Below are 26,406 nucleotides of genomic sequence, written 5' to 3'. Positions count from 1 at the left end.
GCGGCCTACGCTCCGCCAACGAATGGGACTCACGAAGCGCATCATCCCCTGTATCGACGTCGACCTCGACGAGGACGGCGACGCCGCGGTGTACACCGGCGTCAACTTCGAGAACTTAGAGTACACCGGCGACCCCGTCGAGCTGGCCAAGAAGTACAACGAGGCGGGCGCAGACGAGTTCGTCTTCCTCGACATCACCGCGAGCGCCGACGGGCGCGAGACGATGCTCGACGTGGTCAACCGGGTCGCCGACGAGTGTTTTATCCCGCTGACGGTCGGCGGCGGCATCCGGACGAAAGGAGACATCAAGGAGACGCTCCGGGCCGGCGCGGACAAGGTGTCCATCACGACCGGCGCCTTGGAGCGGCCGGAGCTGATCGAGGAGGGCGCAGCCGCGTTCGGCAGCCAGTGCATCGTCATCTCCGTCGACGCGCGGCGCCGATACGACGACGAGGGTGACCACTTCTACGAGGACGAGGACGGCGAGACAGTGTGGTTCGAGTGCACGAAGAAGGGCGGCCGCGAGGGCACCGGGATCGACGCCGTCTCATGGGCGAAGGAGGCCGAGGAGCGCGGCGCGGGCGAGCTGTTCGTCAACTCCATCGACAAGGACGGGACGAAGGACGGCTACGACATCCCGCTGATGAAGGCGGTCGGCGAGGCGGTCTCGACCCCGCTCATCGCGTCGTCGGGGTGCGGGAGTCCCGAGGACATGTACGACGTGTTCACCGAGGCGAACGCGGACGCCGGGCTCGCGGCCTCCATCTTCCACTTCGGCGACTACTCCATCGAGGAGACGAAGGCGTACCTCGACGAGCGCGGCGTGCCGGTGCGCCGCTGAGCTCGGCGCGTCGGTGGTGCGTTAACTACCGCTGTAGTGTCTATTTTTCCGCGTCCGAAACCAACAGTTATTATCCGACGGAGCGCGAACTGTGACGTATGTCCACGTCCACGTCACCCACGCGTGTTCGCGACGGCTCGCCGGAGCTCGTCTGTAAACGGACCGACGACGGTGACGACGGCGGCGAGGTGACGTTCTTCGAGCGGGACGTCGACCCGGACGAGCGGACCACTCGGTGGATCACAGTCCGCGAATCCGACTGCGTCTCCCGCGACGAGTGGCGATAGGAGGAATTTTGTGGCAGTTTTGGTGGTTATTTATAAATCGGTGTTAGCGGAGCGATGACAATTACCTCCGGAACTCCAACCGCTCATTTATAAATAACAGACGGTAGATCGACAGCGAACACCTCCAAAGCCCCAGCCGCGAAGGCGGACGCACGCTCGCTGCGCTCCTCACTCGGTCGCTCACTCCGTTCGCTCCCTCGTTGCGGTGCTTACGTCGCCTGCGCCCGCCTTCGCGGCTGCCCCTTTGAGTCCCGCCCCACCGGAAGACGTTCCTGCTCGCTTCGCTGCGCGGGCTGCGACTTCCGTGCTCCCGCTCGCTTCGCTCGCGGGAACGCACAGCACCGCCCCGCGCCTCACGCCTCCCCAGCCTCGTCGGTCGCCGTCGCTTCGCTCGGCGACCGACTCCCTCGCGCGTGCTGCTCGGCCGCGAAGCGGCCTCGCAGGCACGCGCCACCGCAGTTGTTATTTATAAATAGTCGTCGAGGTCCGGTCAGTCGTCGTCCGCGGCGGCACGGTCGGCGAACTGCGGGAGTTCGTCGTCGAGGAGCGCAACCGTCGCAAGCCGGATCGCGTGCGGCCAGCCGAGCGGGGTCGCGCTGTCGGGCGTCCCGTCGTCGAAGAACTGCTCAGGGAGGTACGTCGTCGGCTCGCAGAGGGAGCCACCGGGTGAGACGTGCGCGAGCAGGTCGCGGGCCCGGGCCGTCATCTCGGCCGCGCGCGGGTCATCGTGCGCCGCGAGCAGGGCCGCGAGCTCCGCGCAGGCGTTCGCGCCCCACGCGGTCGAGACGGTCCACACCTTCTCGGAGAGCTGGTCAGCCCGTCGCCAGCCGTCGCCCTCGTAGCGGATCAGCCCGGTGATCTCGTCGGTGTCGTGGTAGAGCCCGTCGACGACCGTCTCGACGTGCGAGACCAGCCGGTCGAGGCGCTCGTCGTCGACCGCGCCGACCGCGTCGAACGAGCGGTGCGCGGCCGCGAGCGCCAGCGTCGCGGAGTCGAGCCGGTCGTCGATCCCGCCGTCGAGCGTCTCGCGGACCGCGTAACAGCCCCGCTCGGGAACCCACAGGTCGTCGAGCGCGTCGTACACCTCCCGGGCCCGGTCGCGGGCGTGCGCGGCGAGGTCCTCGGGCAGCGAGTCGGCGCCGGGCACGGCGTCGGGGTCGTCGAGCGCGTCGACGGCGAGCCCCTCGCCGTGGCGGCCCAGCTCGCTGTACGCCTCGAGGAACGTCGCGGCGGTGTGCGCGAACCGGCCGGCGGAGTCCTCCCACGCGTTCTGACAGACGACCGGGCGGCCGTCGGGTTCGAGCGTCCGGTCGAGGCCCGCGAGCGCGGCAACGAGCGTCCGGTCGAGGCCGTCGACGTCGACGCCTTCCGCCCGAGCCCGCGCGAGGTACGCGACGACGCTGCCGGTCTGGTCGGCCTGGTAGTCGACGTCCGGGCCGTCCTCGATGCGAGCGTTCGCCCACCCGGGCGCGAGCGCGCCGTCGCGCGGCCACACCCGGTGAGGCCACGAGCCGTCGGGGCGCTGCGTGGCGACGTACATCCGCGCGGAGCGGGCGTGCCAGTCATCGAGGTCGAGGCCGACCGCGTCCGCGGCGCCGAGCAGGAACCCGGATATCTCTGCGTCGTCACGGAACCACGTGTAGCCGTAGCCCCCGGAGTGTTCGTAGTAGGGGTCGAAGTCCGGCCCCGCGATCCGGAGCCCGCTGGGGGCGGAGAGCAGCGAAAGGACGCGCAGGTCCGCGACGACGGACTCGCGGGCAGGCGCGTCCTCGGGAACCGACGGGAGCGCGTCGGCGGCCGCCTCCCGCAGGGCGTCGACGCTGTCGAGGTCCGAAAAGAGCGCGTCGAGCCGGTCGCGGGCCGCCTCTCGGTCGGTCTCCGCCCCGTCCGTCAGGAGCGTGGCGACGGTGGCGACGCCGTCGGAGAACGGCACGTCGGCGATCACCTCGCCCGAGAGGCGCTCCTCCTCGTAGCGGTCGCCGTCGCGGTCGCGGGGGAGGTCGGTCGGGTCGTCGGCGAGCAACTCCGGGAACGTCGCCGGGAGCTGCCCACGGAGGTCCGCGAAGCCGGTCGCGCTCGCGAGGAAGTCGTGCTCGTCGGCGTGGTACACCTCGACGGCGTCGTCGTAGCGGAGCTGGCCCACCCGGTCGTCGCGGCCGTCGGGCGCGAAGCGCGCGTAGACGACGAGCGAGGCGTCCGCGGGGTCGGCGTCGGCGCCGTCGGCGCTATCGTCGCCCGACGCGTCCTCGGCGAACTCGACCGACGCCCGGGTGAGGTGCGCGTCGCCGAGCGTGACGTCGTGGCGCGTCACCGTCGCGCGCGGCGTCTCGTGGACCGTCTCGACCAGCGCGGCGTCGCCGACGTACCGCTGTGTCGTGTCGGCTTCGTCGAGCCATGCGACCTCGTCGCCGACGGCGAGGCCAATCCGCGACCGCACGAGCCCGGTCCGGCCGGTGAGCGGGTAGCCGAAGTCGCGGAGTTCGCCGTCGTCGCCGACGTGGACGAGCCGACCGTCGCCGCCTGAAAACCGGCCGGAGACGGTGCGCCGCTCGCCGGGGAAGCGCGTCCCGTCACCGGCGTGGCGCTTGTAGTCGTCGAGCGCGTCGCGAAGCTGCATTACGCGAACACACGCCGGCGGCCGGTATGAAGCTTTGGTGTAATTATTGTTCAATCGTTTAGCGAACGGAAACCCTCAAACCGCGGCGCGACGAGAGGCGGAGCGTGCACGAACCCGGCCCCCCGCGAACGACGAGCGTCGGCGAGCCCGTCGAGTTAGCGCCGCGGTCTCCCGACCCCGACGGGACCTACCGGTGGACCGTCCGCGACGCGCCCGCCGACAGCGACCTCTCCCCCGGAGACGGTCCGGACCCGGACGCGACGGGCCCGCCGAGCTCGGCGACGGCGGTCGAGGACGAGGAGCCATCGACCGCGGACGCCTCGTCGGCGGTGCTGCGCGCGGGCGAGACGGGCCGCGACGACGACCCGGTCGTCCACCTCGACCCGGACGCCCCCGGGACCTACGTCCTCGCGCTCGACGCGCCGGACGGGACCCACCGCCAGCGCGTGCGCGTCTTCCCCGACGAGCGACGCGAGGCGGAGATCCGCGTGCCGGTCGAGGAGCTCGCCGGCGACGGCCTCGCCCGCGACGAGACCGACCCCGACCGCGTCTCCCTGCTGTGGCACCTCAACGAGAACCGGCTCGCGCTCGACCGGGCCGAGCGCGACGGGGACGAGTGGGTCGCGTCCGTGCGCGTCCCGCCCGGCAGCCACGGATTCGGCTTCGTCCCCGACGGCGACCGCTCGGCCGCGGTCCACGGCGACTGCGAGGTCCCCGGCCCCGGCCGACCGCGGCTCTCGCTCGACGCGACGGTGGTCGGGGCCGACGGCCCGGGGGAGGACGGCAACCCGGGGGCGGGCGAGCGACTCCGCCTGACCGCCGCGGTCGAGCCCGCGCCCGAGATCGACGACGTCGAGCGCGGCGGCGACCCGGACGCGCTCGACGCGACGTTCCTCGTCGACGACCGCGACGCCGACCCGGAGACGGTCGCGGCGGTCGAGTCGCGCGCGGACGGCCGGACGCTCACGGTCCCGCTCGACGAGCTCCCTGACTCGGTCCGGATCCACGCGGTCCCGCACGGCGAGCGGTACGGGGCCGGGGAGACGGTGCGGATCGAGGCCGTCGACGGCGGTGCGTCGGTCGCGGTCGCCGACCCGAACCCGACGCCCGAGTGGGCCGAATCGCCGACGATCTACGAGGTCTTCGTGCGGTCGTTCGCGGGCGACACGCTGCCGACGACGTTCCGGGAGATCGAGCGCCGTGTCGAGTACCTCGAACACCTCGGGGTCGACGCGCTCTGGCTCACCCCCGTCCTCGCCTCGCCGACGGACCACGGCTACCACGTCACCGACTACTACGACACCGCCGCGGACCTCGGCTCGCGCGAGGCGTTCGAGTCGCTCGTCGACGCCTGCCACGACGCCGGGATCCGCGTCGTCTTCGATCTCGTGATCAACCACACCTCTCGCGACCACCCCGCCTTCCAGCTCCACTCGGCCGGCGTCGACGCGTACGCCGACCACTACCGACGCACCGACGCGAGCGCCGATGTGACCGGGATCGACTGGGCCGAGCTCGGCGAGGGGGACGCGCCCGACTACTACTTCGAGTGGGGCCGCATCCCGAATCTCAACTACGACAGCCCGGCGGTCCGCGAGTGGCTGCTCGACGTCGTCGACGAGTGGGCCGACGTCGTCGACGGCTTCCGCGCCGACGTGGCGTGGGGCGTCCCGCACGGGTTCTGGAAGGAGGTCGCCGACCGCGTCCCAGACGACACCCTCCTGCTCGACGAGACCCTGCCGCACGACCCGTTCTACGGCGAGGGGGAGTTCCACCGCCACTACGACACCTCGCTGTACGAGACGCTTCGCGCGGTCGGCGCGGGCGAGGAGCCGGCCGACGCCGTCGAGACAGCCCTCGCTCGCGGCGAGTGGCTCGGCTTCGACGATCCCGCTTCCCAGATGCGCTACGTCGAGAACCACGACGAGGACCGGTACCTCGCCGAGTACGGCCGGGCGGCCCTCCGCGCGGCCGCGGCCGTGACGTTCACGCTGCCCGGCGCGCCGATGATCTACGCCGGTCAGGAGCGCGGCAACGAGACGTACCGAGGCCCGATTCGATGGCACGACGGCGACAACGCCCTCACCGATTTCCATCGCCGGCTGGCCGCGCTGCGCGAGGCGGAACCGATCCTGCGGACCGGCGCGGTCGACTTCGGCGGTCGGGCCGCCGACGTGCGCGTCGTCGAGGGGGACGCCGAGCGCGTGGTCGCCTACGAGCGGACGCCGCCGGCGGACGGGGCGGCCAACGGCGACGCCGACCGCGACCCGCTCCTCGTCGTCGTCAACTTCGCCGAGGAGTCGGCGACGGTGGCGGTCCCCGACTCGGCCGAGGCGGAGCTGTTCGGGGCGGGGAACGCGGCGGAACTCGACGGTGACGGCGGGACTCGGGTCGCGGTCGACGCGGTCGCCGTGCTTCGGTGACGACCCGTTCGATGTCGGCCGGCCGCGGGGCGGCGAGGTCGCCCGGGACCGACCCCTATAAGTGTCGCTCGGAAGAGGCGTGCGTATGGACGACCGGACGCTGACCGACCTCCTCCGTCGCTTCGGGCTCTCGGACAAGGAGGTGGACACCTATCTCAGCCTGCTGGAACACGGCGAGGCGAAGGCGAGCACCGTCGCCGACGCGGCGGGCGTCTCGAAGCGGTACGTGTACAGCGTGAGCGAGTCGCTGGAGGAGCGCGGCTTCGTCGAGGTGAACGACCACGTCGTGCCGACGACGATCCGCGCGAACCCGCCCGACGAGGTGATAGACCGGCTCCGGTCCGACGTGGACGCGATGCGGCCCGGGTTAGCGGAGCGGTACTCCCGCGTGGAGCGCCAGGCCGAGCAGTTCGAGGTGATCAAGTCGCGGGCCACCGTCATCAAGCGGATCCGGTCGCTGCTCGCTGACGCCGAGTCGGAGGTGGCGCTGTCGATCACCGCAAAGCAGCTCTCCGAGGTGCGGGAGGCGCTCGTCGACGCGGTCGACCGCGGCGTTTTAGTCCTCCTCGTCGTCTCCGACGCGGCTGCGGACCTTGACGCCGACGACCCCGGGCTGGCGGGCGTCGCGAACGTCGTCCGGACGTGGGGCGAAGCGATGCCGACGCTGCTCACCGTCGACTCCGCGGCCGGGGTCGTCTCCCCCCCGGAGCTGCTCCGCCGGTCGACGACCGACCGACAGGCCATCGCCTTCGCGCAGGAGCAGCTCGCGCCAGTGATCGTCGGCTCCTTCCTCGGGAACTACTGGCCCGCCGCGACCGAGCTCGCCGTCGCCGACCCGGCGCCGCTCCCGGCCGAGTACACCGACTTCAGACACACCGTCCTCCAGGCGACGCTGCGGCTCCGCGCCGGCGACGCGCCGCGGGTGACCGTCGGCGGTCGGTGGACCGACGACGACGAGCCGGCCGAGGTCGTCGGCCGCGTCGTCGAGACGAGACAGGGGATGGTGGAGCCGACGAACAACGAGTTCCCGGTCGAGCATTCCCTCGTCGTCGAGACCGACGACGGCGACGTCACCGTCGGGGGCCAAGGCGCGTTCGTCGAGGATGTCGAGGCCGACCTCGTCCGGATCGAGGCGGGCGACGAGTAGCGGCCGGCCCCCAGTCGCCCTTACTCCTCCAGACTCGGGTGCGTCTCCTGCGGGTCCGGGTGGGGCTCCGCGAACCGGTCGCGGGTCGCGTCGAGCGCGGCCGCCTCGCGCTCTTTGCGCTCCGCGGCGTCGATCTCCTCGCAGCCCGGCGGCACCTCGCGGTCGCGGTCGGTGAAGTACCCCTCGGGCGCGACCCAGTCGTGGTAGAACGGAGTCTCCGCTTCTTCGAGCAGCGTCACCGCGACCTCGGCGCCGTGGCCGGCGCACACCGCCGCCTGATGCGGTTTGCGAGCGAGCCGCCCCGCGGCGTACAGCCCGTCGACCCCGGTCCGGCCGCGCTCGTCGGTGTCGACGTACGCCTTCCCGCGGTCGACGATCGAGACGCCGTCGAGATCCGTCAGGTAGCCGACCTCGTTCTTCGTCGCGGCGACGACGTGCCGCGCCCGGATTCGGTCCCCGCCGTCGGTCGCGACGACGAAGCGGTCACTGTCGGCCGCGTCGGCGGGGGCGTCGGCCGCGTCTGCGCCTCCGTCGGGATCGACGAGCGAGACCCGCGTGACGCGGGCGTCAAGGCGGTCCGCGCCGGCGGTCTCGGCCTGCTCCGTGAGCAGGTCCAGCAGGCGGCGCGCGTCGACGCCGAGCGGGAAGCCGGGGAAGTTCTCCAGACGCGCGTTGCGCCGGAGGATCGAGCCGCCGGGGTCGACGACGAGCGTATCGAGGCCCTGCCGGGCAGTGTAGACGGCCGCCGAGAGGCCGGCGACCCCGCCGCCGACGACCACCACGTCGCGCGCGGCGGGTGCCTCGGTTCCCGGGGCGGTCGATCCCTCGAGCGCACCCGTCGTCTCCTCGGTCATCGGTCGATCACCCGGCGGCGTCGTCGCGGGCCGTCTCCGGCCCGGTCGCGGTTCGGGTCCATACCGGTCGATGCGGCCGAGACGAGATACGGGCGTCGGTCCCGGGCCGCGTCGGTCGCGCCGGACCGAGGGAGCGGGAGCGGAATCGGTCGGGGACGCCCGGTCAGCGGCGCACCCGAACTGGACGGTCCGCGGCGATGAACGGCTCGTCCCGGTCGGCCGCTGCGAACGCGATCTCGCCGGCCTCCCCGCGCTCGACGCGCGCTGGCGGTGTCTGAGCGTGCGGCCCGCGATGGAGACCTGTCGGAGCGGCCGACGAGGCGATAAGTGCCGCGCGGGAGCGAGACGCGCTCGGAGGGTGACAGAAGCCGAACGCGCAACACCTCCGACCGCCCACGATCTCGGAGGATGGTATCGATGTGTGCCTTCTATTTTTTACTTAAAAATGTGAAATAATATACATACGCCGGCTTCGCTAACTGTTGTAATTATTCTATTCCGTAGAAACAGGGTCACCGTCACTCGTCGGCGAGAACGACTCGACAGCACTCGATCGCTGCTTCGATGTGGCGGTCGGCGACGGCGTCGCCCGTTTCGTCGGCCGACTCAAGCAGTGTGGCGACTTGGCGGACCCGTTTCCGTCTGGTTTGCGTGTCAAGGTCGTCACTGGTGGCATCGCGGGCGACGGCTTCAGCCTCTCCGAGCCATCGGTTCGTCGCTGGCGGGACTGGGCGGTCTGCGGTCGCAGTCAGATGGGCCGCCAGTGCGTCGACCGCAGCCCGCGGCTCGGTTGGGATATCGATTTCGTCCGTCATCGTCTGTGTATTGGCGCCTACTGTGAAGAATTGTTCCGCCAAGAGCCACACTCCAGATGCTTTCGAACGTCTCCAGCCGAGTGCGACCTCTTTTAGCCTCCCGTGACACGTCCTCGGTATCTGTCCGGGCTCGTTCGAGAGACACACCAGACGACACAAATCCGTACGCAACCGAGAACGACTATGATCGAGTCGCTCCTCCGGATTGACGTCGTCCTCTTCGTTCTCATCGGCGTGCTGGGCGGCGCACACTGTATCGGGATGTGCGGTCCACTTGTGACGATGTACTCGAAGCAGATGACGCCGCAGCCAGACGGCGGGACGGTGACAGCCGACGACGGGCGTGCCGGTCATCTCACGACCTACGAGGTTCGCCAGCACTTCCTGTTCAACGTCGGCCGGGCGACGACGTACGCGATTCTCGGGGCCGTCTTCGGCGCTCTCGGAAGCGTCGTGTTCGTCACCGCTGACCAGTTGACACCGATCGCCGACCTCCTGCGAGGTGTTGTCGGTCTCGCGGTCGGAGGGTTCATCGTGGCGACCGGCGTTCGGTACGTCATCGGCGGAAGCGGAGGAGATATTCGAATACCCGGCGTCCAGCGCGTTACGTCGTGGCTCGCAACGAGAGTCCATCGGCACGTCAACAGCCCGAGTATTGTCGGGCTCGGCGCCGTCCACGCGTTTCTTCCCTGCCCGATGCTGTATCCCGCGTATCTGTTCGCCTTCGCGAGCGGCTCCCCGACCACCGGGGGAATTGCTCTCGGTGCCCTCGGCATTGGGACGATCCCGGCTGTCTTCCTCTATGGAACGATTATCCAGTCGATCGACGTTGCCCACCGGCGTCGCATTCATCGGCTGCTCGGCGTGGTGTTCGTCGTACTGGGGTACGTGCTGTTCGCGCACGGATTGATGGCGCTCGGTGTTCACCTTCCACACCCGATGTTCCCGCATTACCAGCCCCTCGGGGGCGCGATGGGGCACTGAACTCCGCCTCCGGCGCTACCCGTGACCGTCTCGTATTGACTACAGAAGCTACGGCTCTGCGGATATAAGCTACCGTAGTACAGTCCTCGAACGGGGGAATTACACAACTTCTCTTTTATTTCCGTGAGAAAATATATCTATGTTCTCGACGGTGCTCCCCGACGTCTTGATTCAGGGATGGGCGCTACAGCTCTCGCCGGAGCTTGCGAGCCGTGCGCAGTTCGGCTGGACGATCAGCGTTCACATAATTTTCGCCTCGCTCTCGGTTGGGTTAGCGCCGTTCATCGTCTACTTCACTTGGAAGGACGTTCGGACCGACGACGAACGGTTCACACGGCTGCGATCATTCTGGGTCAAGGTGTTCGCCGCCGGATTCGTCATGGGAACGGTCACCGGCATCCCGATGAGCTTCCAGTTCGGAACGAACTTCCCGCAGTTCGCCGAGGTGGCTGGCGAGCTGATCGGTGGGCCGCTCGCATTCGAAGCGAAGATGGCGTTCTTCCTTGAGGCTGTTTTCCTCGGGGTACTGCTGTTCGGTCAGGAACGCGTCAGCGATCGGACCTACATTCTCTCGTCGGTACTGGTGGGTGTCGGGGCGTGGCTGTCGGCCTTCTGGATCCTGATCGTCAACGCTTGGATGCAGACTCCACAGGGCTTCGAGATGATCACGCGTAACGGTATGGAGGTCGCGAAGCTAACCGACCCGCTGGCTGCGTTCTTCACGCCCCGGATGCCGTGGATGTATGTACACATGGTCAACGCGTCGGTCATTTCCGTCGCGCTGCTGGTCGCCGGGGTCTCGGCGTACATCGTCTGGAAGAAGCGAGACGCCGCTGCGTGGAACACTGCGTTGAAACTCGCGGTTATCATCCTGCTCGTCACCGCTCCTCTGCAGGCAGTCCACGGTGACGCGTATGGGCGTCACGTCGCAGATACACAGCCACAGAAGTTCGCAGCCATGGAAGCTCACTACGAGACCGGCACGGCGGACTTACACCTGCTCGCGTTCCCGAAGAGCATTGACGCGATCACCGATCCGAAAGCCGAGAACCTCTTTACCGTGAGTCTCCCGGGCGTCGGGTCGTTCCTCGCTAGCGGTGGTGACTTCGACGCCGAAGTGCTCGGATTAAACGAGTACGAGGAGAACCCGCCCGTAGCGATGGTGTTCTGGTCGTTCCGGTTCATGGTCGGACTCGGATTCCTGTTCATCGGGCTGGCGCTGTGGGGCGGGTATCTCATCTACAACGGACGCCTCTCGGAGAGCAATCGATTCCTGAAGACGATGATCGCTGCGTCGCCGCTCGGCTACGCGGCGCTTCTCACGGGGTGGTACGTCACAGAGATCGGTCGACAACCGTGGGTCATCCAGGGCGAACTCAGAACTAGTGAGGCCGTTTCCTCGACATTGAGCGGAACCGAAGCGACTCTGACGCTCGTCGGCTTCGTCGTTATCTATATCGGATTGATCTTGGTAGCTCTTCATGTGCTGCGGTGGCTGGTCGAAGACGAGCTTCGGGAACTCGGAGCGAAGGTATCGGACGACGATCGATGGTACGGTCCGGTCCCGAAGGTGAGCGACGATGACTGAGCTCGTGTTGCTCGTCGACGCGTATCTTGTCGACGCGCTCCCCGAGATCTGGTTCGGTGCCGTCATGTTTGCGCTGGCGATGTACGTAGTCCTCGACGGGTTCGACTTCGGAATCGGAATGCTGTACGCGACTCGCGACGACGAACGCGAGAAGGAGACACTCTTGACGGCGTTCGGTCCGGTTTGGGACGCAAACGAGGTGTGGGTCGTCGCCTTCGGAACGATGCTGCTAGCGGCGTTCCCGCGAGTGTACTCGCGAGTCTTGGCCGATCACTACCTGCTCGCGCTCGGGTTCGTGCTCGCGCTGCTGTTCCGCGGGCTCGGCCCGGAAATGCGCGAACAGCGCGACGACGAGCGCTGGAAGCGGTACTGGGATTACTCCTTTATCGGAGGGAGCTTTCTCGCGCCGCTGCTGTTCGGGACGCTCGCCGGTCGGTGGATCTTCGACGCGCCGACGCTGTCGCTACCGGCACTGCTGACTGGTGTCGGCCTCGTAACTGTCTCGGTCGCCACCGGCGCGGCCTTTCTGACAGCTAAAACCAGGCCACGGTTAGCGTCAGACCTGCGCACGTACGGAATCGTCGCGACGCTGGTATACTTGATCGGAGTCGTCGCTCTGCTGACGACGGTTGTCGTAACTGATGCCGGAGGTGCTGCCGAAACCGTTCTTTCGCTTCCCGTAGGTGCGATTGTCCTCTTGTCGGTCGTTGCGGGAGGAGGGGGAAGTGTTCTCGCTCTGCGCGGCAAGTACCGTGCTTGGCTGGTGAGCGCACTCGGGCTTCCTGCGCTACTGAGCCTGCTGGTCGCGCTCCTGCTGTATCCGACGATCTATCCGCCAACCGGCTTGACGGTTCGAGAAGCGGTTGTCTCACCGTTAGCGCTGAATCTCGTGACGATTCTCGGATTTCCGGCGCTTCTCCTCGTACTGTGGTACTTCAAATTCCTCTATGGGGTGTTTAGCGGTCCGATCGAGGGTGAGGGATACAAAAGTTGACCACCGGCGAAGTCGGATTTCGTATCGCGCTATGTGATTTATTCGGCGCCGAACGCCCGAACGCTCTCGAACGAGCCGTCGGCGATAGCGGCGGCGACTCCGTCGGTATCGGCGTCTCTGGGCACCTCGTGGGGGTATTTCCGAGCGAAGTACCGCAAGAGGTTCTCGACGTCGCGTTCGAGGAACTCCCGGGCGTTCTCGTGGTCGACGGACACCGCCTGCGGCCAGTCGAAGATCGTGATCCCGCTCTCGGCGACCGCGACGTTGTGCTCGGAGGCGTCGGCGTGGACCCAGCCGAGCTCGTACGCGGTCGCGAGCTCGCGCAGGATCAGATCGAGGACGCCGACCGCCTGTTCGGGGTCGAGCTTCGCGCGCGAGAGCTCCGCGCCCGCGAACTTCTCCATCACGATGGCGTGCCGGTTGTGATCGACCGGTCGCGGGACGCTCACGTCGGGGTACAGCTCCTCCATCGCCTCGTACTCGCGTTCGGCCGCCTTGCGCGCGGTGTAAAGCCACGAGACGTGGTCTCGGTCGGCGGTGTACTCGCGCTCGCGGTTCACCTCGCGGAAGTTAGTGTACCCCTCGCGGTGGTACTTTAAGGCGAGCGGCCGGAACGACTGCGCCTCGTACACGTCGCCCTCCTTCCCGAGCCCCAGCGGCGAGCCCACGCCGTCGATCGTCTCGCGCTCGGCGAACGTCCGGAGAGCCAGGGCGTCGTACCCCTCGAAGGTGAGCTGATACCCCTCGTACTGGATCGTCTTCCGCTCGATCAGCTCGCGGTCGAGACACCGATCGATCCGGTAGTCGACCTCCTCGCGCGTGAGGTCGGCGTACTCCGGGAGCTTGTCGCGGCGCACCCACTCCGAGAAGCGCATCCCCTGCTCGACGCCCGAGAGGAGGTAGAAGTCCTCGGGGTCGAGCTCCGCCATGTCGCCGGCGACGTTTCGCACCATACGCGCCCCTACTCCGGCGATTCCTAAAAGGGACGCGCGTTCGGCAGGCGGGCCCGATATAGCGTATACCGCGATAGCAAATCTGTTTCGGGTCGGTCGGACACCGAGCGCAACCGCTTTCGGAGCGGCGCCCGAGGAGGGCGGTATGACCGTGCCCGCCGTCGACTGGCGGCTGATCCGCGAGGAGGCCCGCCCCGGCCCGATACAGATGGCGCTCGACGAGGTCGCCGCCGAGACCGCCGCGGCCGGGGGACCGGCGACAGTCCGGACCTACCGCTGGGAGCCGAGCTGTCTCACCCTCGGTCGCCACCAGGAGCCGGAAACGGTCGACTGGGCGTTCTGCGAGCGCGAGGGGATCGACGTGACCCGCCGACAGACAGGCGGCGGCGGGATCTACCACGACGGTCGGGGGGACGTCGCGTACTCGATCGCGGTTCCTGCGGAGACGGTACCGGGCGAACTGCTCGACTGCTACCACCTCCTCTGTGAACCCGTCCTCGACGCGTTCGACCGGCTCGGGGTCGACGCCGACTACGTCGACGAGCCGATGCCGGAGCTGTACCACCCGGCCTGCTACCTCCGGGAACTCCACCCGGCGCACGACGTGGTGGCCCGGGGGCCCGAGGGCGATCGACGCCGCAAGATCGCCGGCAACGCCCAGTACCGCAAGCGGGAGGCGGTGATCCAGCACGGGTCGCTGACGTTCTCGGTCGACGCGGACCGCCACCTCGGCGTGTTCGCCGAGCCGCCGGTGACGCCCGAGGCGTTCCGCGAGCGCGTCGTCGGGATGGACGAACTGGTCGACGTCGACCGCGCGGACGCGGTGGCGGCCGTCGAAGCGGCGCTTTCCGACTGGGCCGGAGCGGCGCCCGAGGCGACCGTGGACCTCAACGGGTCGTGGACGGCGGCGGAGCTGGAGCGCGCCGAGGAGCTCGTCGCGGAGAAGTACCGCGACGAGGAGTGGATCCGGACGCGACCCGGGAGCGGCGGGAAGTAGGGAGAGACGGGCTCGTCGGCGTCGTCGGGATCCGCCCGGTTCCGAAGGGGCTTTTTCGACCGCCCCCCAGTGTCCGGTATGAGTCTCAAGGTCGGCGCGCACGTCTCCATCGCCGGCGGCGTGGACAACGCCGTGGAAAATCAGGTCGAGGTCGGCGGCAACTGCGGACAGATATTCACCCACTCGCCGCAGGTGTGGCAGGACCCGAACATCGACGACGACGAGGCCGCGCGGTTCCGCGAGGGGACGGAGCGCGACATGGAGGGGCCGTGGGTGATCCACACCTCCTACCTCGTGAACCTCTGTACGCCGAAAGAGGGGCTCCGCGAGAAGTCGCTCGACTCGATGCAAAAAGAGGTCGACGCGGCCGACAAGCTGGGAATCCCGTACGTGAACGTCCACCTCGGCGCGCACACGGGCGCCGGCGTCGAGGGCGGTCTCGACAACGCCGCGTCGGTGATCGACGACCTCGACGTGCCCGACGGCGTGACGATCCTGATCGAGAGCGACGCCGGCGCGGGGACGAAGCTCGGCGGCGAGTTCGAGCACCTCGCGGGGGTCATCGACCGCACGGAGACGGACATCGACGTCTGCGTCGACACCGCCCACGCGTTCGCTGCGGGCTACGACCTCTCGACGCCCGCGGCGGTCGACCAGACGATCGGAGAGTTCGACGACGTGGTCGGGCTGGAACACTTGGAGTACGTCCACCTCAACGACTCGAAACACGAGTGCGGCACGAACAAGGACGAGCACGCCCACATCGGCGAGGGGCACATCGGCGAGGCGGGGATGGAGCGGTTCCTCAACCACCCGGACCTGACGGACGTGCCGCTCGCCTTGGAGACGCCGACGGAGGACGGGAAGAGCTTCGCGTGGAACATCGACCGGGTGCGCGAGCTCCGCCGCGACTGAGGCGGCCTCGCTCCCGGTGGCGCCGGGTCGCCGTCGTTCCCGGGGACGCCGTCCGTCCGACGCGGATTTAAGTGATCCCGTGAGCGATCCACGGACATGCCCACCACGAAGGCGTTGCTGTTCGGACGCCGCCGCGACCGCGCGGTCGGGCTGGTGGTCGGGTTCGCCGGCGTCGTGACGCTCGCGCTCGTCGCCGCGTTCGCCGCCGAGTCCGCAGGCGCAACGACGGCGACGGCGCTGACCGACCGGCTCCTGCCGCTCTTAGTGTTCTACGCTCCCGGGCCCCTCGCGGCCGCCGGGGCGTACGCGCGCTGCGGCGGGCCGGCGTGTATAGCCGTCGGCGTCGTGCCGGCGCTCGTCCTCGGGGGGTTCGTCCTCCTCGGGACGCTCGTCGGCGTCCCCGGCGTCAACGGCGGGAACCCGGCGATCGGCGACGTGACGGTGAGCTTCGCCGCGATCGGGGTGACCAGCGCGTTCGTCGGCTACTGCGCCGGCGTGACCGCCGTCCTCGCCGCCGACGTGCTGGGGTTCGGGAGCGCCGACAGCGACGAGTGAGGGACGCGCGGCGAGACCGAGCCCGACCGATCTCCGGACGTTTATTTTCGCCCGCCGCGAAGCGGGCCCGTGCGACGCTTCTCCGCTGAGTACCTCGAACACACCCGCCGCGGGATGTGGGAGGACGGCCGCGACGCGCTCGCGGACCTTGAGCTGTCGAGCCGCGAGCGCGTCCTCGACGTCGGCTGCGGTACCGGCGAGCTGACACGCGTGCTGGCCGCGGAGGCCGAGGGCGCGTCCGTGTACGGCGTCGACGCGGACCGCGACCTGTTGGCTGTCGCCCGTGACGAGGGCGACGATCGGACCGAGTTCCTCGCGGGCGACGCGACCCGGCTCCCGGTCGGCGACGACGCGGTCGATCTCGCGGTGTGTCAGGCGCTTTTGATCAACCTCCCGGACCCGACCGCGGCGGTCCGGGAACTCGCCCGCGTTTCTTCGGACCTCGTCGCCGCGGTCGAGCCGGACAACGCCGACGTGCGGGTGGCCTCGACGGTCGACGCCGAGGAGCGCTTAGAGCGCGAGGCGCGCGAGGCGTACGTCGATGGGGTGGACACGGACGTCGCGCTCGGCGACCGCGTGCGCGAGGCGTTCGACGCGGCCGGGCTCGTCGACGTGCGCACGCGGCGCTACGTCCACGAGAAGCGGACCGAGCCGCCGTACGCCGAGGCCGCGCTGCGGTCGGCGGCGCGGAAGGCCTCCGGCGCGGGGCTGGCCGACCACCGCGAAGAGCTGGTGGCCGCGACCTCGGAGGCCGCCTACGACGACCTCCGCGGGCGCTGGCGCGAGATGGGCCGCGAGGTCGCGGCGGCAATCGACGCCGGCGAGTACGAGCGCGTCGAGTACGTCCCCTTCGACGTGACCGTCGGACGAGTGAACTGAGAGACGAAAGGAGAACCGAGGCCGTCAGGCGGTCATTTATAAGTCAGAGCGGCGGGCTCCGAATGTGATTTATAAATGGTTGCTGGCAGATCGGCGGCCGACACCTCCAAAGCCCCAGCCGCGAGGACTCGCGCGGCTTGTTGCGCGTCTCGCTCAGTCGCTTCGCTCCTTCGCTGCGGTGCTTACTGCGCCGTGCTTCGCCCTCGCGGCTGCCCCTTTGAGTCCCACCCGACCGCGACCGCACAGCGCCTCACACCTCCCCAGCCTCGTCGCTGGTCCTCCGCTACGCTCCGGACCAGCGACTCCCTCGCGCGTGCCGTCTCGCGGTCGCCGGGGGCGACCGCTCGCGGGCACGCGCCACCGCACCGCATTTCATTTATAAATAGCGTCGCGGCGCGTCCGTATCAAACCATGTCTCCGCGGACGGACGCCCCCTCCTGCTCGGCGCGCTGTTGTTTGAGCACGTCGGCCGCCTCGGTCGCGGCCTCCTCGTCGGCACCGAGCATCCCGAGCGCGGCGGGCAGCGTCGGCATCGCGAGCGAGGCCTCGCGGAGGCGGTCGAACGCCTCGTCGTCGCGCTCGCCGTCGACCCACAGGCAGACCCCCCGAGGGTCGAGCACCTCCTCGTAGGCGTCGCGGGCGAGCGCCCCTTTCAGGCGCTGGCGGACGTTGTCCTCGAAGCCCGCGTTACACACTTCGAGGTGGATCGGTTCCTCGTCCTCGACGAGCTCGGCCGCGAGACACTTCTCGGGCGCCGCGTACCCGTTGTCGCTCGTCCGCACGCGCTCCGGATGCGCCTCGGCCCACTCGGCGTCGACCGTGGTGCCGACGCCTTTCACGCCGTACTCGGCCTCGAACGCGGCGGCCGCGTCGGCGTCGCCGCCCATGATCACGTCCTTCGTGAGGTAGACGTCGAGCCGGTCGACCGGGTCGAGCCCGAGCGCGACGTCGCCGAACGCCCACACCTCGCGGACGGGCACCGGCATCGGCTCGCTCTCGACGCGGTCGACGAGCGACTCAAGGCGGTCGACGGCCCGTTCGCGTTCCATTGGCGGGCGATAGGCGGCGGGCGGGCAAACCGGTTACGCTCACAGGTCGTCCAGCCGCGCCGCGACGTCGTCCCAGTGCCCGCCCTTCCAGAACCACTGGCCGCACTCGGTACAGCGCCACCCGGGCCGGCCCGGACCCACATCGTCCGGGACGTAGTCGGGTCGGTCGACCGGGGAGCCGTCCGTTTCGGGGGACGCGACGCGCTCGACGGGCCCGTTACAGGCGCCGCACCGCGTCGGCTCGTCGGCGAGTTCGACCGGGAGGCCGGCCGCGTCGAGCTCGCGGAGCTGGTCGAGCACGTCGCGCTCGGTGAGCGGGACGGCGTCGACCGCGGGATCGGCGCTCGGGGCCCTGTCCGCGAGTTCGCGGTCCCGGGTGAGGAGGACGCGCCCCTCCGCGGCCGCGAGCGAGAGGAGCCGGTCGTCGGCCTCGATCCCGCGGTCGAGCGCGTAGGCGGCGTCGTAGCCGCAGATCCGGAGGTAGGTCGCGAGCTTGCCGCACATGACGTCAAGGAGGACGGGCGGGGGGTCGCCCGTCGACGGGTCGCTGTCCTCCCGGCTCGACATCTACAGCAGGAACGACCGGAGGCCGTTGAGCGAGCGCGCGTTGAGCACGTTCGATGTCTCCGCCCACCCACGCCGCGCCGTGTGGACCCCGTATCGGGCGTTGTCGAGTTCTCTGGGGGCGTGCGCGTCGGTGTTGACGGCGATCGTCGCCCCCGCCTCGATCGCGGCCCGAACGAACTCGCCGTCGGCGTCGAGCCGTGCGGGGTTCGCGTTCACCTCGATCGCGGTCCCGTTCGCGGTGGCCGCCTCGGCGATCACCTCGACGTCCGGGTCGAGGCCGGGGCGCTCGTTGATGAGACGGCCGGTCGGGTGGCCGAGGACGTCGACGTGCGGGTGTTCGACCGCGCGGACCAGCCGCTCGGTGGCTTCCTCCCGGTCCTGCCCGAGCGCGGCGTGTGGTGACGCGACGACCAGATCGAGGGCCGCGAGCGTCTCGTCGTCTGTCGCGAGGCCGCCGTCGGCGTCAATGTTGGCCTCGATCCCGTGGAGGATCGGGATGTCGACCTCGTCGGCCGCCTCGGCGACCGCCGCGGCCTGCTCCTCGATGTCGGACTCGTCGAGGCCGACCCCGCCGACCATCCCCGGCCCGGTCGCGTGGTCGGTGACGACGTGGTAGTCGTAGCCGCGCTCCTCGGCCGCCCGCGCCATCTCGGCGATCGAGAAGCCGCCGTCGGACCAGTCCGTGTGCGTGTGGAGGTCGCCGCGGAGGTCGCCCTCGCCGACGAGGACGGGGAGCCGGTCCTCGGCGGCGGCCTCGACCTCGCCGCGATCCTCGCGCAGCTCGGGCGGGACCGGGTCCATGTCGAGCGCGCGGTACACCTCGTCCTCGCTCTCGCCCGCGACGCGCTCGCCGGCGCGAGTGGCGTCCGGCTCCTCGCTGTCGTCTCCGGCGTCTTCGGCGTCGGCGCCCTCGCCCTCCACGTCGCTCACGTCGAAGAGCCCGTACTCGTTCAGCTTGAGCCCGCGGTCGATCGCCCGGTTCCGGACGGCGACGTTGTGCGCCCGCGACCCGGTGAAGTACTGGAGCGCGGCCCCGAACTCGTCGGGGTCGACGATCCGGAGGTCGACGCGGGTGCCGTCCGCGCGCACGCTCGCCTTCCCCGTGCCCGCCTCGATCGTCGCGTCCGCGGTCTCCCAGTCGGTGAACGCCTCGACGATCGGCTCGCGCGCCTCGCTCGCGACGAGCAGGTCGACGTCGCCGATGGTGGGCTTCCACCGCCGGATCGACCCGCACACCTCGGCGGACTCGACGGGGTCGAGATCGGCGAGGGACGCGAGCGCGTCGTCCGCGAGCGGCCGGGCGTCGCCGAGGCGGGTGCGCTCGCGGGACTCCCGGGCGAACGGAATGTTGTCGAGGATGTTCTGCTCGGTCTTCGCGCCGAAGCCGGACACCTCCTGGATCTCGCCCGCCTCGGCGGCGGCCTCTAACTCGTCGAGGTCAGCGATTCCGAGCGCGTCGTACAGCGACCCGACCGTCTTCGGGCCGACGCCCTCGACCGCGGTCAGGCCCGCCATGTCGACGGGCAGCTCCTCGCGGAGCTCGTCCAGCTCCTCGATCTCGCCGGTCTCGACGTACTCGACGATCTTCGCCGCGATCGCGTCGCCGACGCGGTCGATCTCGGCGACCGCCTCTTCCCCCTCCGCCGCGAGCCCCTCGATCGGCGCAGGGTGGTCGCGGACGTTCTCGGCCGCCCGTCGGTAGGCGGTCGGCTTGTACTCGACGCCCGTCGCCTCGAGGAGGTCGGCGAACTCCTCCAAGCGCGTCGCGACCTCGTCGTTCCGGCTCATGACGCGACCGTTCGACGGCGCGGCACTTATACCGCCGGCCGAACGCCCGACGGCCGACGCGCGGCGACCCGCCGGTCGCTTATGCCGTCGGCGACCGGACCCCGTCCCATGTCGACCGACGACCGTGACGATCCCGACGACCGCGACGATCCCGACGACCGCGACGACCGCGATCCCGGCGACCGAAACGTGTTCGGCGGCGAACTCGCCCCCTGCGGGGGCGACCCGACGACCGGCTACCTCCGCGACGGCCACTGCCGCGACGTCGACGGCGACGTCGGCGAGCACACGCTCTGTGCGGTCGTCACCGCCGAGTTTCTCGAGTACAGCCGCGAGCGCGGCAACGACCTGATCACGCCGCGGCCCGAGTTCGACTTCCCCGGGCTGGAGCCGGGCGACAGCTGGTGTCTCTGCGTCGGCCGGTGGGTGGAGGCGGCCGAGGCGGGCGTCGCCCCGCCGGTCGTCCTCGAAGCGACGAACGAGTCCGTGCTGCGGGCGGTCGACGCCGACCGCCTCCGAGAGCACGAGTACGACCCGGAGGCGTTCGAGCCCGAGAGCCTCGACTGAACGCCGACGCCCGCGGAGCGCCGAGAACGGCCCTCACTCCGTCACCCAGAGCCCGGCGGCGACCGCGGCCGCGAGCCCCATCGAGCCGGCGAGCAGCGCGAACGCGGGCCGGAAGCCGACCGCGTCGGCGACGATCCCGACGGCGCTCGGCGCGAGCGCGCCGGCGCCCATGAGCAGCGTTCGGACGACGCCGAGGCCCCCGCCCGCGAGCCGCTCCGGAAGCAGCTCCATCAGGTAGGCGCTGCGCACAGGCTGGAACCCGTGGGAGCCGAGGCCGAAGAGTGCGACGACGACAGCGGCCGCGACGGCGCCGAGGCCGAAGCTCGGGAGCGAGACGAGCGCGACGAGCGCGGCCGCCGCTAAGCCGAGCGTGCCGACCATCACGGGGAACCGCCCGACGCGGTCGGAGAGGTCGCCGGTGACTAACTGGACGAACGTCACCGCGAACACGAGTGAGTAGAGCAGGTTCGCAGTCGACGTCGCGAGGTCGCCGGCCTCCGAGAGGTACAGCGGGAGGAACGCGACGAGGCCGTTGTGCGCGAACGAGAATCCGACGGTCACCAGCACGAACGCCGAGAACCGGGGGTTCCGGAACAGCCGGAGGTACTCGCGCGTGTCCGGGTCGCTCCCGTCGTCGTCGGTCGGCCCGGCCGCCGCGGGCGAGCCGGACAGGCGGACTGCGGTCGCGATCGCGAGGCCGACCGCGAGGGCGCCGGTGAGGAGGAACGGGGCGCGCCAGTCGGCGCCGGGGAGCCGCGCGAGGACGGCTGCGAGGGCGGGCGGCGCCGAGAGGACGGCGACGACGACCGCGGGCGCGGCGACCCCGCCCATCGCGCCGAGCGTGTCGTGCGCGCCGAGCATCCGCCCGGTGCGGGCGGGGTAGACGCGCGCGATCAGCCGCACCGAGACGGTCTTGTGGACGCCGGTGCCCGCCCCGATGACGAGCATCGCGGCGACGAGCGCGGCGAAGGGCGCGTCGAAGACGACGGCGAGCGACCCCGCGCCGGCGACGAGCGCGCCCGCGACGATCACCCGGACCGGCCCGAGCCGGTCCGCGACCGCACCGCTCGGGAACTGTAGCAACGCGTACACGATCATGAACCCGGTGAACGCGGTCCCGACGACGGCGTTGCTCACGCCGTAGGCGTCCTGAATCGACTCGAACAGCGGGGGGAAGAGGTAGCGGACGAACTTCCCGAGGAACCAGACGAGCGAGACGAGCACCAGGGCGTCGTACTCGCCGATCCGGTCTCGGTTCATCGCCGGAGCGTAGCCCGGTCACCCGTATAAAGGGCCTGAAGCGCTCGGCGGCTGCCGGTAGGGACCAGTTTTGGCTATCTCGGGGGTTCCGCGGTGGCGCGTGCCTGCGAGCGGCCGGAGCGAAGCGGAGGCCGCGAGTCAGCACGCGCGAGGGACGCCGCGAGCGATGTGGGCGACCGAAGGGAGCCCCGAGCGAGCGGCGAGGCTGGGGAGGCGTGAGGCTGCGGTTGCGGTGCTGTGCGGGGTGGGACTCAAAGGGGCAGCGGCGAGGCGGTCGCAGGCGACGTAAGCACTGTAAGGAGCGAACGAAGTAAGCGACTGAAGCGCGCAGCGAGCGTGCGACCGCCTCGCGGCTGGGGCTTTGGAGGTAGTCCCCATCGCCCGCGAGGGCGACGACTTGTGATCAGTTCGCGAACGAGATACTATTTAAAACGGCCCTTTGCCGCCGCCCATCATGTCGCCGAGGCCGCCGCCCTCGCCGCCCATCTTCTTCATCATGCGCTGCATGTCGCCCTCGCCCATCCCCTGGAACTGGCCGATCGTCTCCTCCATCATCGAGTGCTGCTCTAAGAGCTGCCGGACGGTCTCCTCGTCGGTGCCGGAGCCGCGGGCGATCCGCTCCGTGCGCGACTGACCGACGACGCGGGGGTTCTCTAACTCCTCCTCCGTCATCGAGTCCATGATGCGCTCGAAGCGGCGCATCCGGTCTTGGGTGACGTCCATCGCGTCGTCCGGGAGCTCGTCCATCATCCCGCCGCCGAGCCCGGGGATCATGTCCATCACCTGGTCGAGCGGCCCCATCTTGTTCATCGCGTCCATCTGCCGCTTCATGTCCTTCAGGGTGAACTCGCCCTGAAGCATGTCCTCCGGGTCCCAGTCTTCGTCCTCCTCTTGGGTCTCCTGCATCGCGCGCTCGACGCGCTCGGAGAGCTGCTTGAGGTCGCCCATCCCGAGCAGCCGCGAGATGAACCCCGAGGGCTCGAACCGCTCGATGTCCTGGACCGTCTCGCCGGTGCCGAGGAAGGCGATAGAGGAGTCGGTCTCGTTGACGGCGGTGAGCGCACCCCCACCTTTCGCGGTCCCGTCGAGCTTGGTGATCATCACGCCCTCGATGCCGATCGACTCCTCGAACTGTTTGGCCTGCTCCTTGGCGCCCTGGCCGATCGCGGCGTCCAAGACGAGCAGCGAGCGGTCGGGGTCGACGACGCCCTCGATCTCTTCGATCTCCGCGATCAGGTCGTCTTCGAGCGCGTGACGCCCCGCCGTGTCGACGATGTGAACGTCGGCGTCCTCGGTCTCTTCGAGACCGGTGCGCGCGATGTCGACCGGGTCGTCGTTGTCGGGGTTCCCGTAGAAGTCGACCTCGGCGCGCTCGCACATCTGCTTCGCCTGGTCGTACGCGCCCGGCCGGAAGGTGTCCGTCTGGATCACCGCGGGGCGGAGCCCCTTCTTCGAGAACCACCAGGCCATCTTCGCCGCGGAGGTGGTCTTCCCCGACCCCTGGAGGCCGGCCAGCAGGATCGTCTGGTTTTCGAGGGGGAGCTCGGTGGAGTCGCCCACCAGCTCGACCATCTCCTCGTAGACGATCTTGAGGACGTGGTCCTTCGCGGTGGTGCCGCCCGGCGGCTCCTCTTCGAGCGCGCGGGACTTGATCGAGTCCGACAGCTCCATCACGAGGGAGACGTCGACGTCGGCGGAGAGGAGGGAGCGCTGGATCTCCTTGACGATCTCCTCGACGTCGCTCTCGGAGAGTCGGGACTTCCCCTGGAGCTTGTCGAGGCTGCTCCGCAGGGACGTGCCGAGGTCGTCGAGTACCATTTGCCGGAGATAGGCGGGCGACGCGGTAAAGCTTTGTTCGTCGGCGGTGGCGGGATACGTCGTGGCTGTCGGAGCGACGAAGCGATCCGTTTAGTGGCGCGCCGACAGACCAGTGACCGCCCACACCGATGGACCTCGACCGACTCCGCTACTACACCCGGTGGCACGCGTTCGCGAACGACCGGCGGTACCGGGCTCCGGCGGATCCGTGGGCGACGATACGGGTCGATCCGACGGAATTACGACACCACAACCAGCGGGTTCGCCTCGATCGAGGTATCGGCCGCGTCGAGGGTGGTGGCTGGGACATCGATGGACGGGAACCATTCCGCGAGACGGCAGTGTTTCGGTCGACGAGGCGACGGTACGAGGAGGGGGATCCGTGGGAGGAGACGTCGCTGTACAGTCGCGCGAAAAAACGATTCGAAGCCGGTGAACGCGTTCGCGGATACGAGAGTCTCGACAAGTATCGACGGGTGCGCCTCCCGTATCTCGACGACCTGATCCGGTCGATCGAGGAGGAAGGATACCGGCCAAACACGGAGACTGAACACGAGCCGGCGTCGGCCGAGAACGACTTCGAGGGAGCGTACGTCCACCGACTCGAACCGGTCGTCGCAATCGGACGAGAGGGAGAGGTCCAACTGTGCGAGGGGTTCCACCGGGCGGCGATCGCGTCGGTGTTAGAACTCGACGGTATACCGGTGAACGTCCTGTGCCGTCACGAGAAGTGGCAACAGGTTCGAGACCGGATCGCTTCCGATCCGTCCGCGACCCATGAGCAAGAACTGCCGATCGATCCCCGCGAACACCCGGATTTATGGGGTCTCTTTCCGGACGAAACCCGGTAACCGATTACGCGGGATATACGGTGAGCGACGGGAAGTACGTCGAGTAGAAACCCTTGTCGAAGCTCACCAGCGCATCGCAGTCGACGGCGGCATGTGCGCCGATGAGGAAGTCGGCCGCGACGTGCTGGCGCGGCGAGAGCGACTCGTCGCACGCGTCGCAGTCGACCGACTGCTTCTCACCGCACGCGGGACATTGGATTCCATCCGGACGACGGTCTGCGTATTCTCGGAAGCGCTCGCCCGCGGTGAAGCGGGCTTCGCGCGAGAGGTCGACCACGTCGACGCTGAAATCCGCGAGGAAGCGATCGAGATCGGCAGCCGACTCGAAGCGTCCATCGGCCGCGAGTTCGGCGTAGACGACCGGCGCGACGACGACCGCTCCGTCTCGATACGCGCGTCGGAGCGCCGCCTCGCTGGCGTCGGCGTGTTCGTCGTCGTACAGCAGCGCGAGGAACGCGTTCGTGTCGACCGCCGTCGTCACGAGTCGGCACCCGTCTTTTCGTCGTCGGAACGCTCGTCGGTTTCGGGCAGTTCGTCGGTCTCTCGCGGGTACTCGCCGCGGAGTCGACGCATCCGCTCCGGCATCGTCTCGTCGCTGTCGGCGCTTCCGCGATGCTTCTCGAACGGATCGTCGCCGTCCTCGGTGGTCGGTGCCCGCTTTTGGAGTCGATACTCGGATCCGACGCGCTCGAAGTCGACCTCGTCCCCGGGTTCGATTCCGAGGGCGTCGCGGATCTCTTTCGGGATTGTGACCTGCCCCTTCGTGGTGACTCTGGGCATACGCCTGTTATACTTTTCTCGTAATACTAAATAAGTATTACTTAGGGAACCATCGGTCGAGATCGGAAGACGAGTCAGAGACCATCCCCGCCTCAAACGTGTTCCGCGATGTACCGCTCGATCCGCGTCACCAGCTCCGGGCGGAACGTCCAGAACCCGTCCCAGACGTTCGGCTCGTCTTCGAGCGCGAGCAGCGCGACGTGGTCGCCGTCGCCGCCCTCCGGCGGCGTGAACACGACGAACCACGACCGCTGATACGGATAGGAGGTCCCGGTGTGGACGGTGATCGGGAGCCCCGAGAGCGAGTCCGCTTCCCCGACGCCGTACACGTGGACGTCGACGCCGCTCCCGGCGACGCGCTCGTACACGTCCCGGGTGCCGCGCTCGTCGTCGATCCGCGAGAGTCGCTGGAACGAGGCGCGAAGCGTGCCGGCGCCGTGTTCGGCCGCGATCCGCTCGATGACGCGCGAGACGACGATGAGGAGGAGCTTCTCCTTGTTCGAGGCGGGGTAGCCGCGCACCCGAAACGGGACCTCGTCGAGCCCCTCGAACACGGCCGGGAGCGCCACCTCGTCGAGATCGATCGCACCGGACTTGTACAGGTCCGAGTTGATGAGCAGCACCGATTCGAGCAGTTCGTCGAGGGTCGAGCGCGCGACGACCGAGCCGTCCTCGACGAGGGCGACCACGTCGTCGTCCGCTGCGGTGTCGGCCTCGGCCTCGCTGACCGAGACGGGCTGGCCGTCGAGCAGCGAGTCCAGCAGGTTTCGGACCGGGTCCGGCGACGACCGGTTCAGGAGGACGAGGTGCCGGTCCGACGCTTCGAGCTCGTCGAAGAACGAACGGAGCGATTCGGCCATGGGCGTTACTCCGGCCA

25 protein-coding genes are annotated in these 26,406 nt (G+C 69.2%); 12 read left to right on the top strand and 13 right to left on the bottom strand.

What is annotated here, in order from left to right; genetic code table 11:
* The first annotated feature begins 22 nt into the window (after positions 1-22).
* Positions 23-841 (top strand): imidazole glycerol phosphate synthase subunit HisF, encoded by an 819-nt coding sequence (gene hisF, locus B378_RS0103670; protein WP_017342470.1) that lies wholly within the window; start codon positions 23-25, stop codon positions 839-841.
* Between the two features lie 98 nt (positions 842-939).
* On the top strand, positions 940-1,128 hold the full coding sequence (locus tag B378_RS0103665) for a hypothetical protein (protein WP_004596599.1): 189 nt from the start codon (positions 940-942) through the stop codon (positions 1,126-1,128).
* 490 nt (positions 1,129-1,618) lie between these two features.
* On the opposite strand, the gene B378_RS0103660 is transcribed toward B378_RS0103665, so the two are convergent.
* Positions 1,619-3,745, bottom strand: a complete 2,127-nt coding sequence (locus B378_RS0103660) for a hypothetical protein (protein WP_017342469.1) — start codon at positions 3,743-3,745, stop codon at positions 1,619-1,621.
* A 104-nt stretch (positions 3,746-3,849) separates the two neighbouring features.
* On the opposite strand from B378_RS0103660, the gene B378_RS0103655 reads away from it, so the two are divergent.
* Both B378_RS0103655 and B378_RS0103650 read left to right on the top strand, forming a co-directional pair.
* Positions 3,850-6,168, top strand: coding sequence for an alpha-amylase family glycosyl hydrolase (locus B378_RS0103655; protein WP_017342468.1), 2,319 nt, complete (start codon positions 3,850-3,852; stop codon positions 6,166-6,168).
* An 85-nt stretch (positions 6,169-6,253) separates the two neighbouring features.
* Positions 6,254-7,315 carry a TrmB family transcriptional regulator sugar-binding domain-containing protein gene (locus B378_RS0103650; protein WP_017342467.1) on the top strand — a complete coding sequence of 354 codons (1,062 nt, stop codon included), beginning with the start codon at positions 6,254-6,256 and terminating at the stop codon, positions 7,313-7,315.
* Positions 7,316-7,335: 20 nt separating this feature from the next.
* On the opposite strand, the gene B378_RS0103645 is transcribed toward B378_RS0103650, so the two are convergent.
* Both B378_RS0103645 and B378_RS0103635 read right to left on the bottom strand, forming a co-directional pair.
* Complete coding sequence (locus B378_RS0103645) at positions 7,336-8,169, bottom strand: NAD(P)/FAD-dependent oxidoreductase (protein ID WP_017342466.1); 834 nt, start codon at positions 8,167-8,169, stop codon at positions 7,336-7,338.
* Between the two features lie 518 nt (positions 8,170-8,687).
* Entirely contained in the window at positions 8,688-8,984 is a 297-nt protein-coding gene (locus B378_RS0103635) for a hypothetical protein (protein ID WP_017342465.1), read from the bottom strand.
* Positions 8,985-9,167: 183 nt separating this feature from the next.
* On the opposite strand from B378_RS0103635, the gene B378_RS0103630 reads away from it, so the two are divergent.
* The 3 genes from B378_RS0103630 (at position 9,168) to B378_RS0103620 (ending at position 12,550) form a co-directional block, all read left to right on the top strand.
* On the top strand, positions 9,168-9,968 hold the full coding sequence (locus B378_RS0103630) for a sulfite exporter TauE/SafE family protein (RefSeq protein ID WP_017342464.1): 801 nt from the start codon (positions 9,168-9,170) through the stop codon (positions 9,966-9,968).
* A gap of 139 nt (positions 9,969-10,107) precedes the next feature.
* On the top strand, positions 10,108-11,556 hold the full coding sequence (locus B378_RS0103625; RefSeq protein ID WP_017342463.1) for a cytochrome ubiquinol oxidase subunit I: 1,449 nt from the start codon (positions 10,108-10,110) through the stop codon (positions 11,554-11,556).
* Positions 11,549-12,550 carry a cytochrome d ubiquinol oxidase subunit II gene (locus B378_RS0103620; protein WP_017342462.1) on the top strand — a complete coding sequence of 334 codons (1,002 nt, stop codon included), beginning with the start codon at positions 11,549-11,551 and terminating at the stop codon, positions 12,548-12,550. Before B378_RS0103625 ends, B378_RS0103620 begins: the two co-directional genes overlap by 8 nt.
* A gap of 38 nt (positions 12,551-12,588) precedes the next feature.
* On the opposite strand, the gene B378_RS0103615 is transcribed toward B378_RS0103620, so the two are convergent.
* Positions 12,589-13,503, bottom strand: coding sequence for a serine/threonine-protein kinase RIO2 (locus tag B378_RS0103615; RefSeq protein ID WP_017342461.1), 915 nt, complete (start codon positions 13,501-13,503; stop codon positions 12,589-12,591).
* Between the two features lie 145 nt (positions 13,504-13,648).
* On the opposite strand from B378_RS0103615, the gene B378_RS0103610 reads away from it, so the two are divergent.
* From B378_RS0103610 to B378_RS0103595, 4 genes are all read left to right on the top strand, one after another.
* Entirely contained in the window at positions 13,649-14,500 is an 852-nt protein-coding gene (locus B378_RS0103610; protein ID WP_017342460.1) for a biotin/lipoate A/B protein ligase family protein, read from the top strand.
* A gap of 78 nt (positions 14,501-14,578) precedes the next feature.
* A complete protein-coding gene (locus B378_RS0103605) occupies positions 14,579-15,415 on the top strand; it encodes a deoxyribonuclease IV (protein ID WP_017342459.1) in 837 nt (278 codons plus the stop codon).
* 96 nt (positions 15,416-15,511) lie between these two features.
* Positions 15,512-15,970 (top strand): hypothetical protein, encoded by a 459-nt coding sequence (locus tag B378_RS0103600; protein ID WP_017342458.1) that lies wholly within the window; start codon positions 15,512-15,514, stop codon positions 15,968-15,970.
* A gap of 69 nt (positions 15,971-16,039) precedes the next feature.
* Positions 16,040-16,849, top strand: a complete 810-nt coding sequence (locus tag B378_RS0103595; protein ID WP_017342457.1) for a class I SAM-dependent methyltransferase — start codon at positions 16,040-16,042, stop codon at positions 16,847-16,849.
* Positions 16,850-17,253: 404 nt separating this feature from the next.
* Here B378_RS0103595 and B378_RS0103590 read toward each other — a convergent pair whose 3' ends face one another.
* Genes B378_RS0103590 through B378_RS0103580 form a run of 3 tightly spaced genes read right to left on the bottom strand, consistent with a single transcriptional unit; the run spans position 17,254 to position 20,253 of the window.
* Positions 17,254-17,898, bottom strand: a complete 645-nt coding sequence (locus B378_RS0103590; protein WP_017342456.1) for a hypothetical protein — start codon at positions 17,896-17,898, stop codon at positions 17,254-17,256.
* A gap of 39 nt (positions 17,899-17,937) precedes the next feature.
* Positions 17,938-18,465 (bottom strand): Mut7-C RNAse domain-containing protein, encoded by a 528-nt coding sequence (locus B378_RS0103585; protein WP_017342455.1) that lies wholly within the window; start codon positions 18,463-18,465, stop codon positions 17,938-17,940.
* The gene (locus B378_RS0103580; protein ID WP_017342454.1) at positions 18,466-20,253 is read right to left on the bottom strand and encodes a helix-hairpin-helix domain-containing protein; all 1,788 of its coding nucleotides are present in this window, start codon (positions 20,251-20,253) and stop codon (positions 18,466-18,468) included.
* A gap of 108 nt (positions 20,254-20,361) precedes the next feature.
* Between B378_RS0103580 and B378_RS0103575 the strand changes: the two genes are divergently transcribed.
* Positions 20,362-20,820 carry a DUF2237 family protein gene (locus B378_RS0103575; protein WP_017342453.1) on the top strand — a complete coding sequence of 153 codons (459 nt, stop codon included), beginning with the start codon at positions 20,362-20,364 and terminating at the stop codon, positions 20,818-20,820.
* A gap of 33 nt (positions 20,821-20,853) precedes the next feature.
* Here the strand turns inward: B378_RS0103575 and B378_RS0103570 are convergent, their stop codons facing one another.
* The 6 genes from B378_RS0103570 to B378_RS0103545 form a co-directional block, all read right to left on the bottom strand.
* Positions 20,854-22,080, bottom strand: coding sequence for an MFS transporter (locus tag B378_RS0103570; RefSeq protein ID WP_017342452.1), 1,227 nt, complete (start codon positions 22,078-22,080; stop codon positions 20,854-20,856).
* 426 nt (positions 22,081-22,506) lie between these two features.
* Positions 22,507-23,898 carry a signal recognition particle protein Srp54 gene (locus B378_RS0103565; RefSeq protein ID WP_017342451.1) on the bottom strand — a complete coding sequence of 464 codons (1,392 nt, stop codon included), beginning with the start codon at positions 23,896-23,898 and terminating at the stop codon, positions 22,507-22,509.
* Positions 23,899-24,137: 239 nt separating this feature from the next.
* Complete coding sequence (locus B378_RS16695; protein WP_155118185.1) at positions 24,138-24,560, bottom strand: hypothetical protein; 423 nt, start codon at positions 24,558-24,560, stop codon at positions 24,138-24,140.
* Between the two features lie 193 nt (positions 24,561-24,753).
* The gene (locus tag B378_RS0103555) at positions 24,754-25,230 is read right to left on the bottom strand and encodes a PIN domain-containing protein (protein ID WP_017342449.1); all 477 of its coding nucleotides are present in this window, start codon (positions 25,228-25,230) and stop codon (positions 24,754-24,756) included.
* The gene (locus B378_RS0103550) at positions 25,227-25,529 is read right to left on the bottom strand and encodes an AbrB/MazE/SpoVT family DNA-binding domain-containing protein (RefSeq protein ID WP_017342448.1); all 303 of its coding nucleotides are present in this window, start codon (positions 25,527-25,529) and stop codon (positions 25,227-25,229) included. Before B378_RS0103550 ends, B378_RS0103555 begins: the two co-directional genes overlap by 4 nt.
* 92 nt (positions 25,530-25,621) lie before the next feature.
* Entirely contained in the window at positions 25,622-26,389 is a 768-nt protein-coding gene (locus B378_RS0103545) for a DICT sensory domain-containing protein (RefSeq protein WP_017342447.1), read from the bottom strand.
* Positions 26,390-26,406 lie beyond the last annotated feature (17 nt).

This window comes from Halorubrum sp. T3, assembly GCF_000296615.1.
Lineage (GTDB): Archaea > Halobacteriota > Halobacteria > Halobacteriales > Haloferacaceae > Halorubrum > Halorubrum ruber.
This window is presented reverse-complemented; position numbering and strand designations above follow the sequence as displayed.

Excerpts from the sequence above, each read along its gene's own strand:
- hisF (WP_017342470.1), top strand. The coding sequence starts at position 23 with ATGGGACTCACGAAGCGCATCATCCCCTGTATCGACGTCGACCTCGAC.
- B378_RS0103665 (WP_004596599.1), top strand. The coding sequence starts at position 940 with ATGTCCACGTCCACGTCACCCACGCGTGTTCGCGACGGCTCGCCGGAG.
- B378_RS0103660 (WP_017342469.1), bottom strand. The coding sequence starts at position 3,745 with ATGCAGCTTCGCGACGCGCTCGACGACTACAAGCGCCACGCCGGTGAC.
- B378_RS0103650 (WP_017342467.1), top strand. The coding sequence starts at position 6,254 with ATGGACGACCGGACGCTGACCGACCTCCTCCGTCGCTTCGGGCTCTCG.
- B378_RS0103645 (WP_017342466.1), bottom strand. The coding sequence starts at position 8,169 with ATGACCGAGGAGACGACGGGTGCGCTCGAGGGATCGACCGCCCCGGGA.
- B378_RS0103635 (WP_017342465.1), bottom strand. The coding sequence starts at position 8,984 with ATGACGGACGAAATCGATATCCCAACCGAGCCGCGGGCTGCGGTCGAC.
- B378_RS0103630 (WP_017342464.1), top strand. The coding sequence starts at position 9,168 with ATGATCGAGTCGCTCCTCCGGATTGACGTCGTCCTCTTCGTTCTCATC.
- B378_RS0103625 (WP_017342463.1), top strand. The coding sequence starts at position 10,108 with ATGTTCTCGACGGTGCTCCCCGACGTCTTGATTCAGGGATGGGCGCTA.
- B378_RS0103620 (WP_017342462.1), top strand. The coding sequence starts at position 11,549 with ATGACTGAGCTCGTGTTGCTCGTCGACGCGTATCTTGTCGACGCGCTC.
- B378_RS0103615 (WP_017342461.1), bottom strand. The coding sequence starts at position 13,503 with ATGGTGCGAAACGTCGCCGGCGACATGGCGGAGCTCGACCCCGAGGAC.
- B378_RS0103610 (WP_017342460.1), top strand. The coding sequence starts at position 13,649 with ATGACCGTGCCCGCCGTCGACTGGCGGCTGATCCGCGAGGAGGCCCGC.
- B378_RS0103605 (WP_017342459.1), top strand. The coding sequence starts at position 14,579 with ATGAGTCTCAAGGTCGGCGCGCACGTCTCCATCGCCGGCGGCGTGGAC.
- B378_RS0103600 (WP_017342458.1), top strand. The coding sequence starts at position 15,512 with ATGCCCACCACGAAGGCGTTGCTGTTCGGACGCCGCCGCGACCGCGCG.
- B378_RS0103590 (WP_017342456.1), bottom strand. The coding sequence starts at position 17,898 with ATGGAACGCGAACGGGCCGTCGACCGCCTTGAGTCGCTCGTCGACCGC.
- B378_RS0103585 (WP_017342455.1), bottom strand. The coding sequence starts at position 18,465 with ATGTCGAGCCGGGAGGACAGCGACCCGTCGACGGGCGACCCCCCGCCC.
- B378_RS0103580 (WP_017342454.1), bottom strand. The coding sequence starts at position 20,253 with ATGAGCCGGAACGACGAGGTCGCGACGCGCTTGGAGGAGTTCGCCGAC.
- B378_RS0103575 (WP_017342453.1), top strand. The coding sequence starts at position 20,362 with ATGTCGACCGACGACCGTGACGATCCCGACGACCGCGACGATCCCGAC.
- B378_RS0103570 (WP_017342452.1), bottom strand. The coding sequence starts at position 22,080 with ATGAACCGAGACCGGATCGGCGAGTACGACGCCCTGGTGCTCGTCTCG.
- B378_RS0103565 (WP_017342451.1), bottom strand. The coding sequence starts at position 23,898 with ATGGTACTCGACGACCTCGGCACGTCCCTGCGGAGCAGCCTCGACAAG.
- B378_RS0103550 (WP_017342448.1), bottom strand. The coding sequence starts at position 25,529 with ATGCCCAGAGTCACCACGAAGGGGCAGGTCACAATCCCGAAAGAGATC.
- B378_RS0103545 (WP_017342447.1), bottom strand. The coding sequence starts at position 26,389 with ATGGCCGAATCGCTCCGTTCGTTCTTCGACGAGCTCGAAGCGTCGGAC.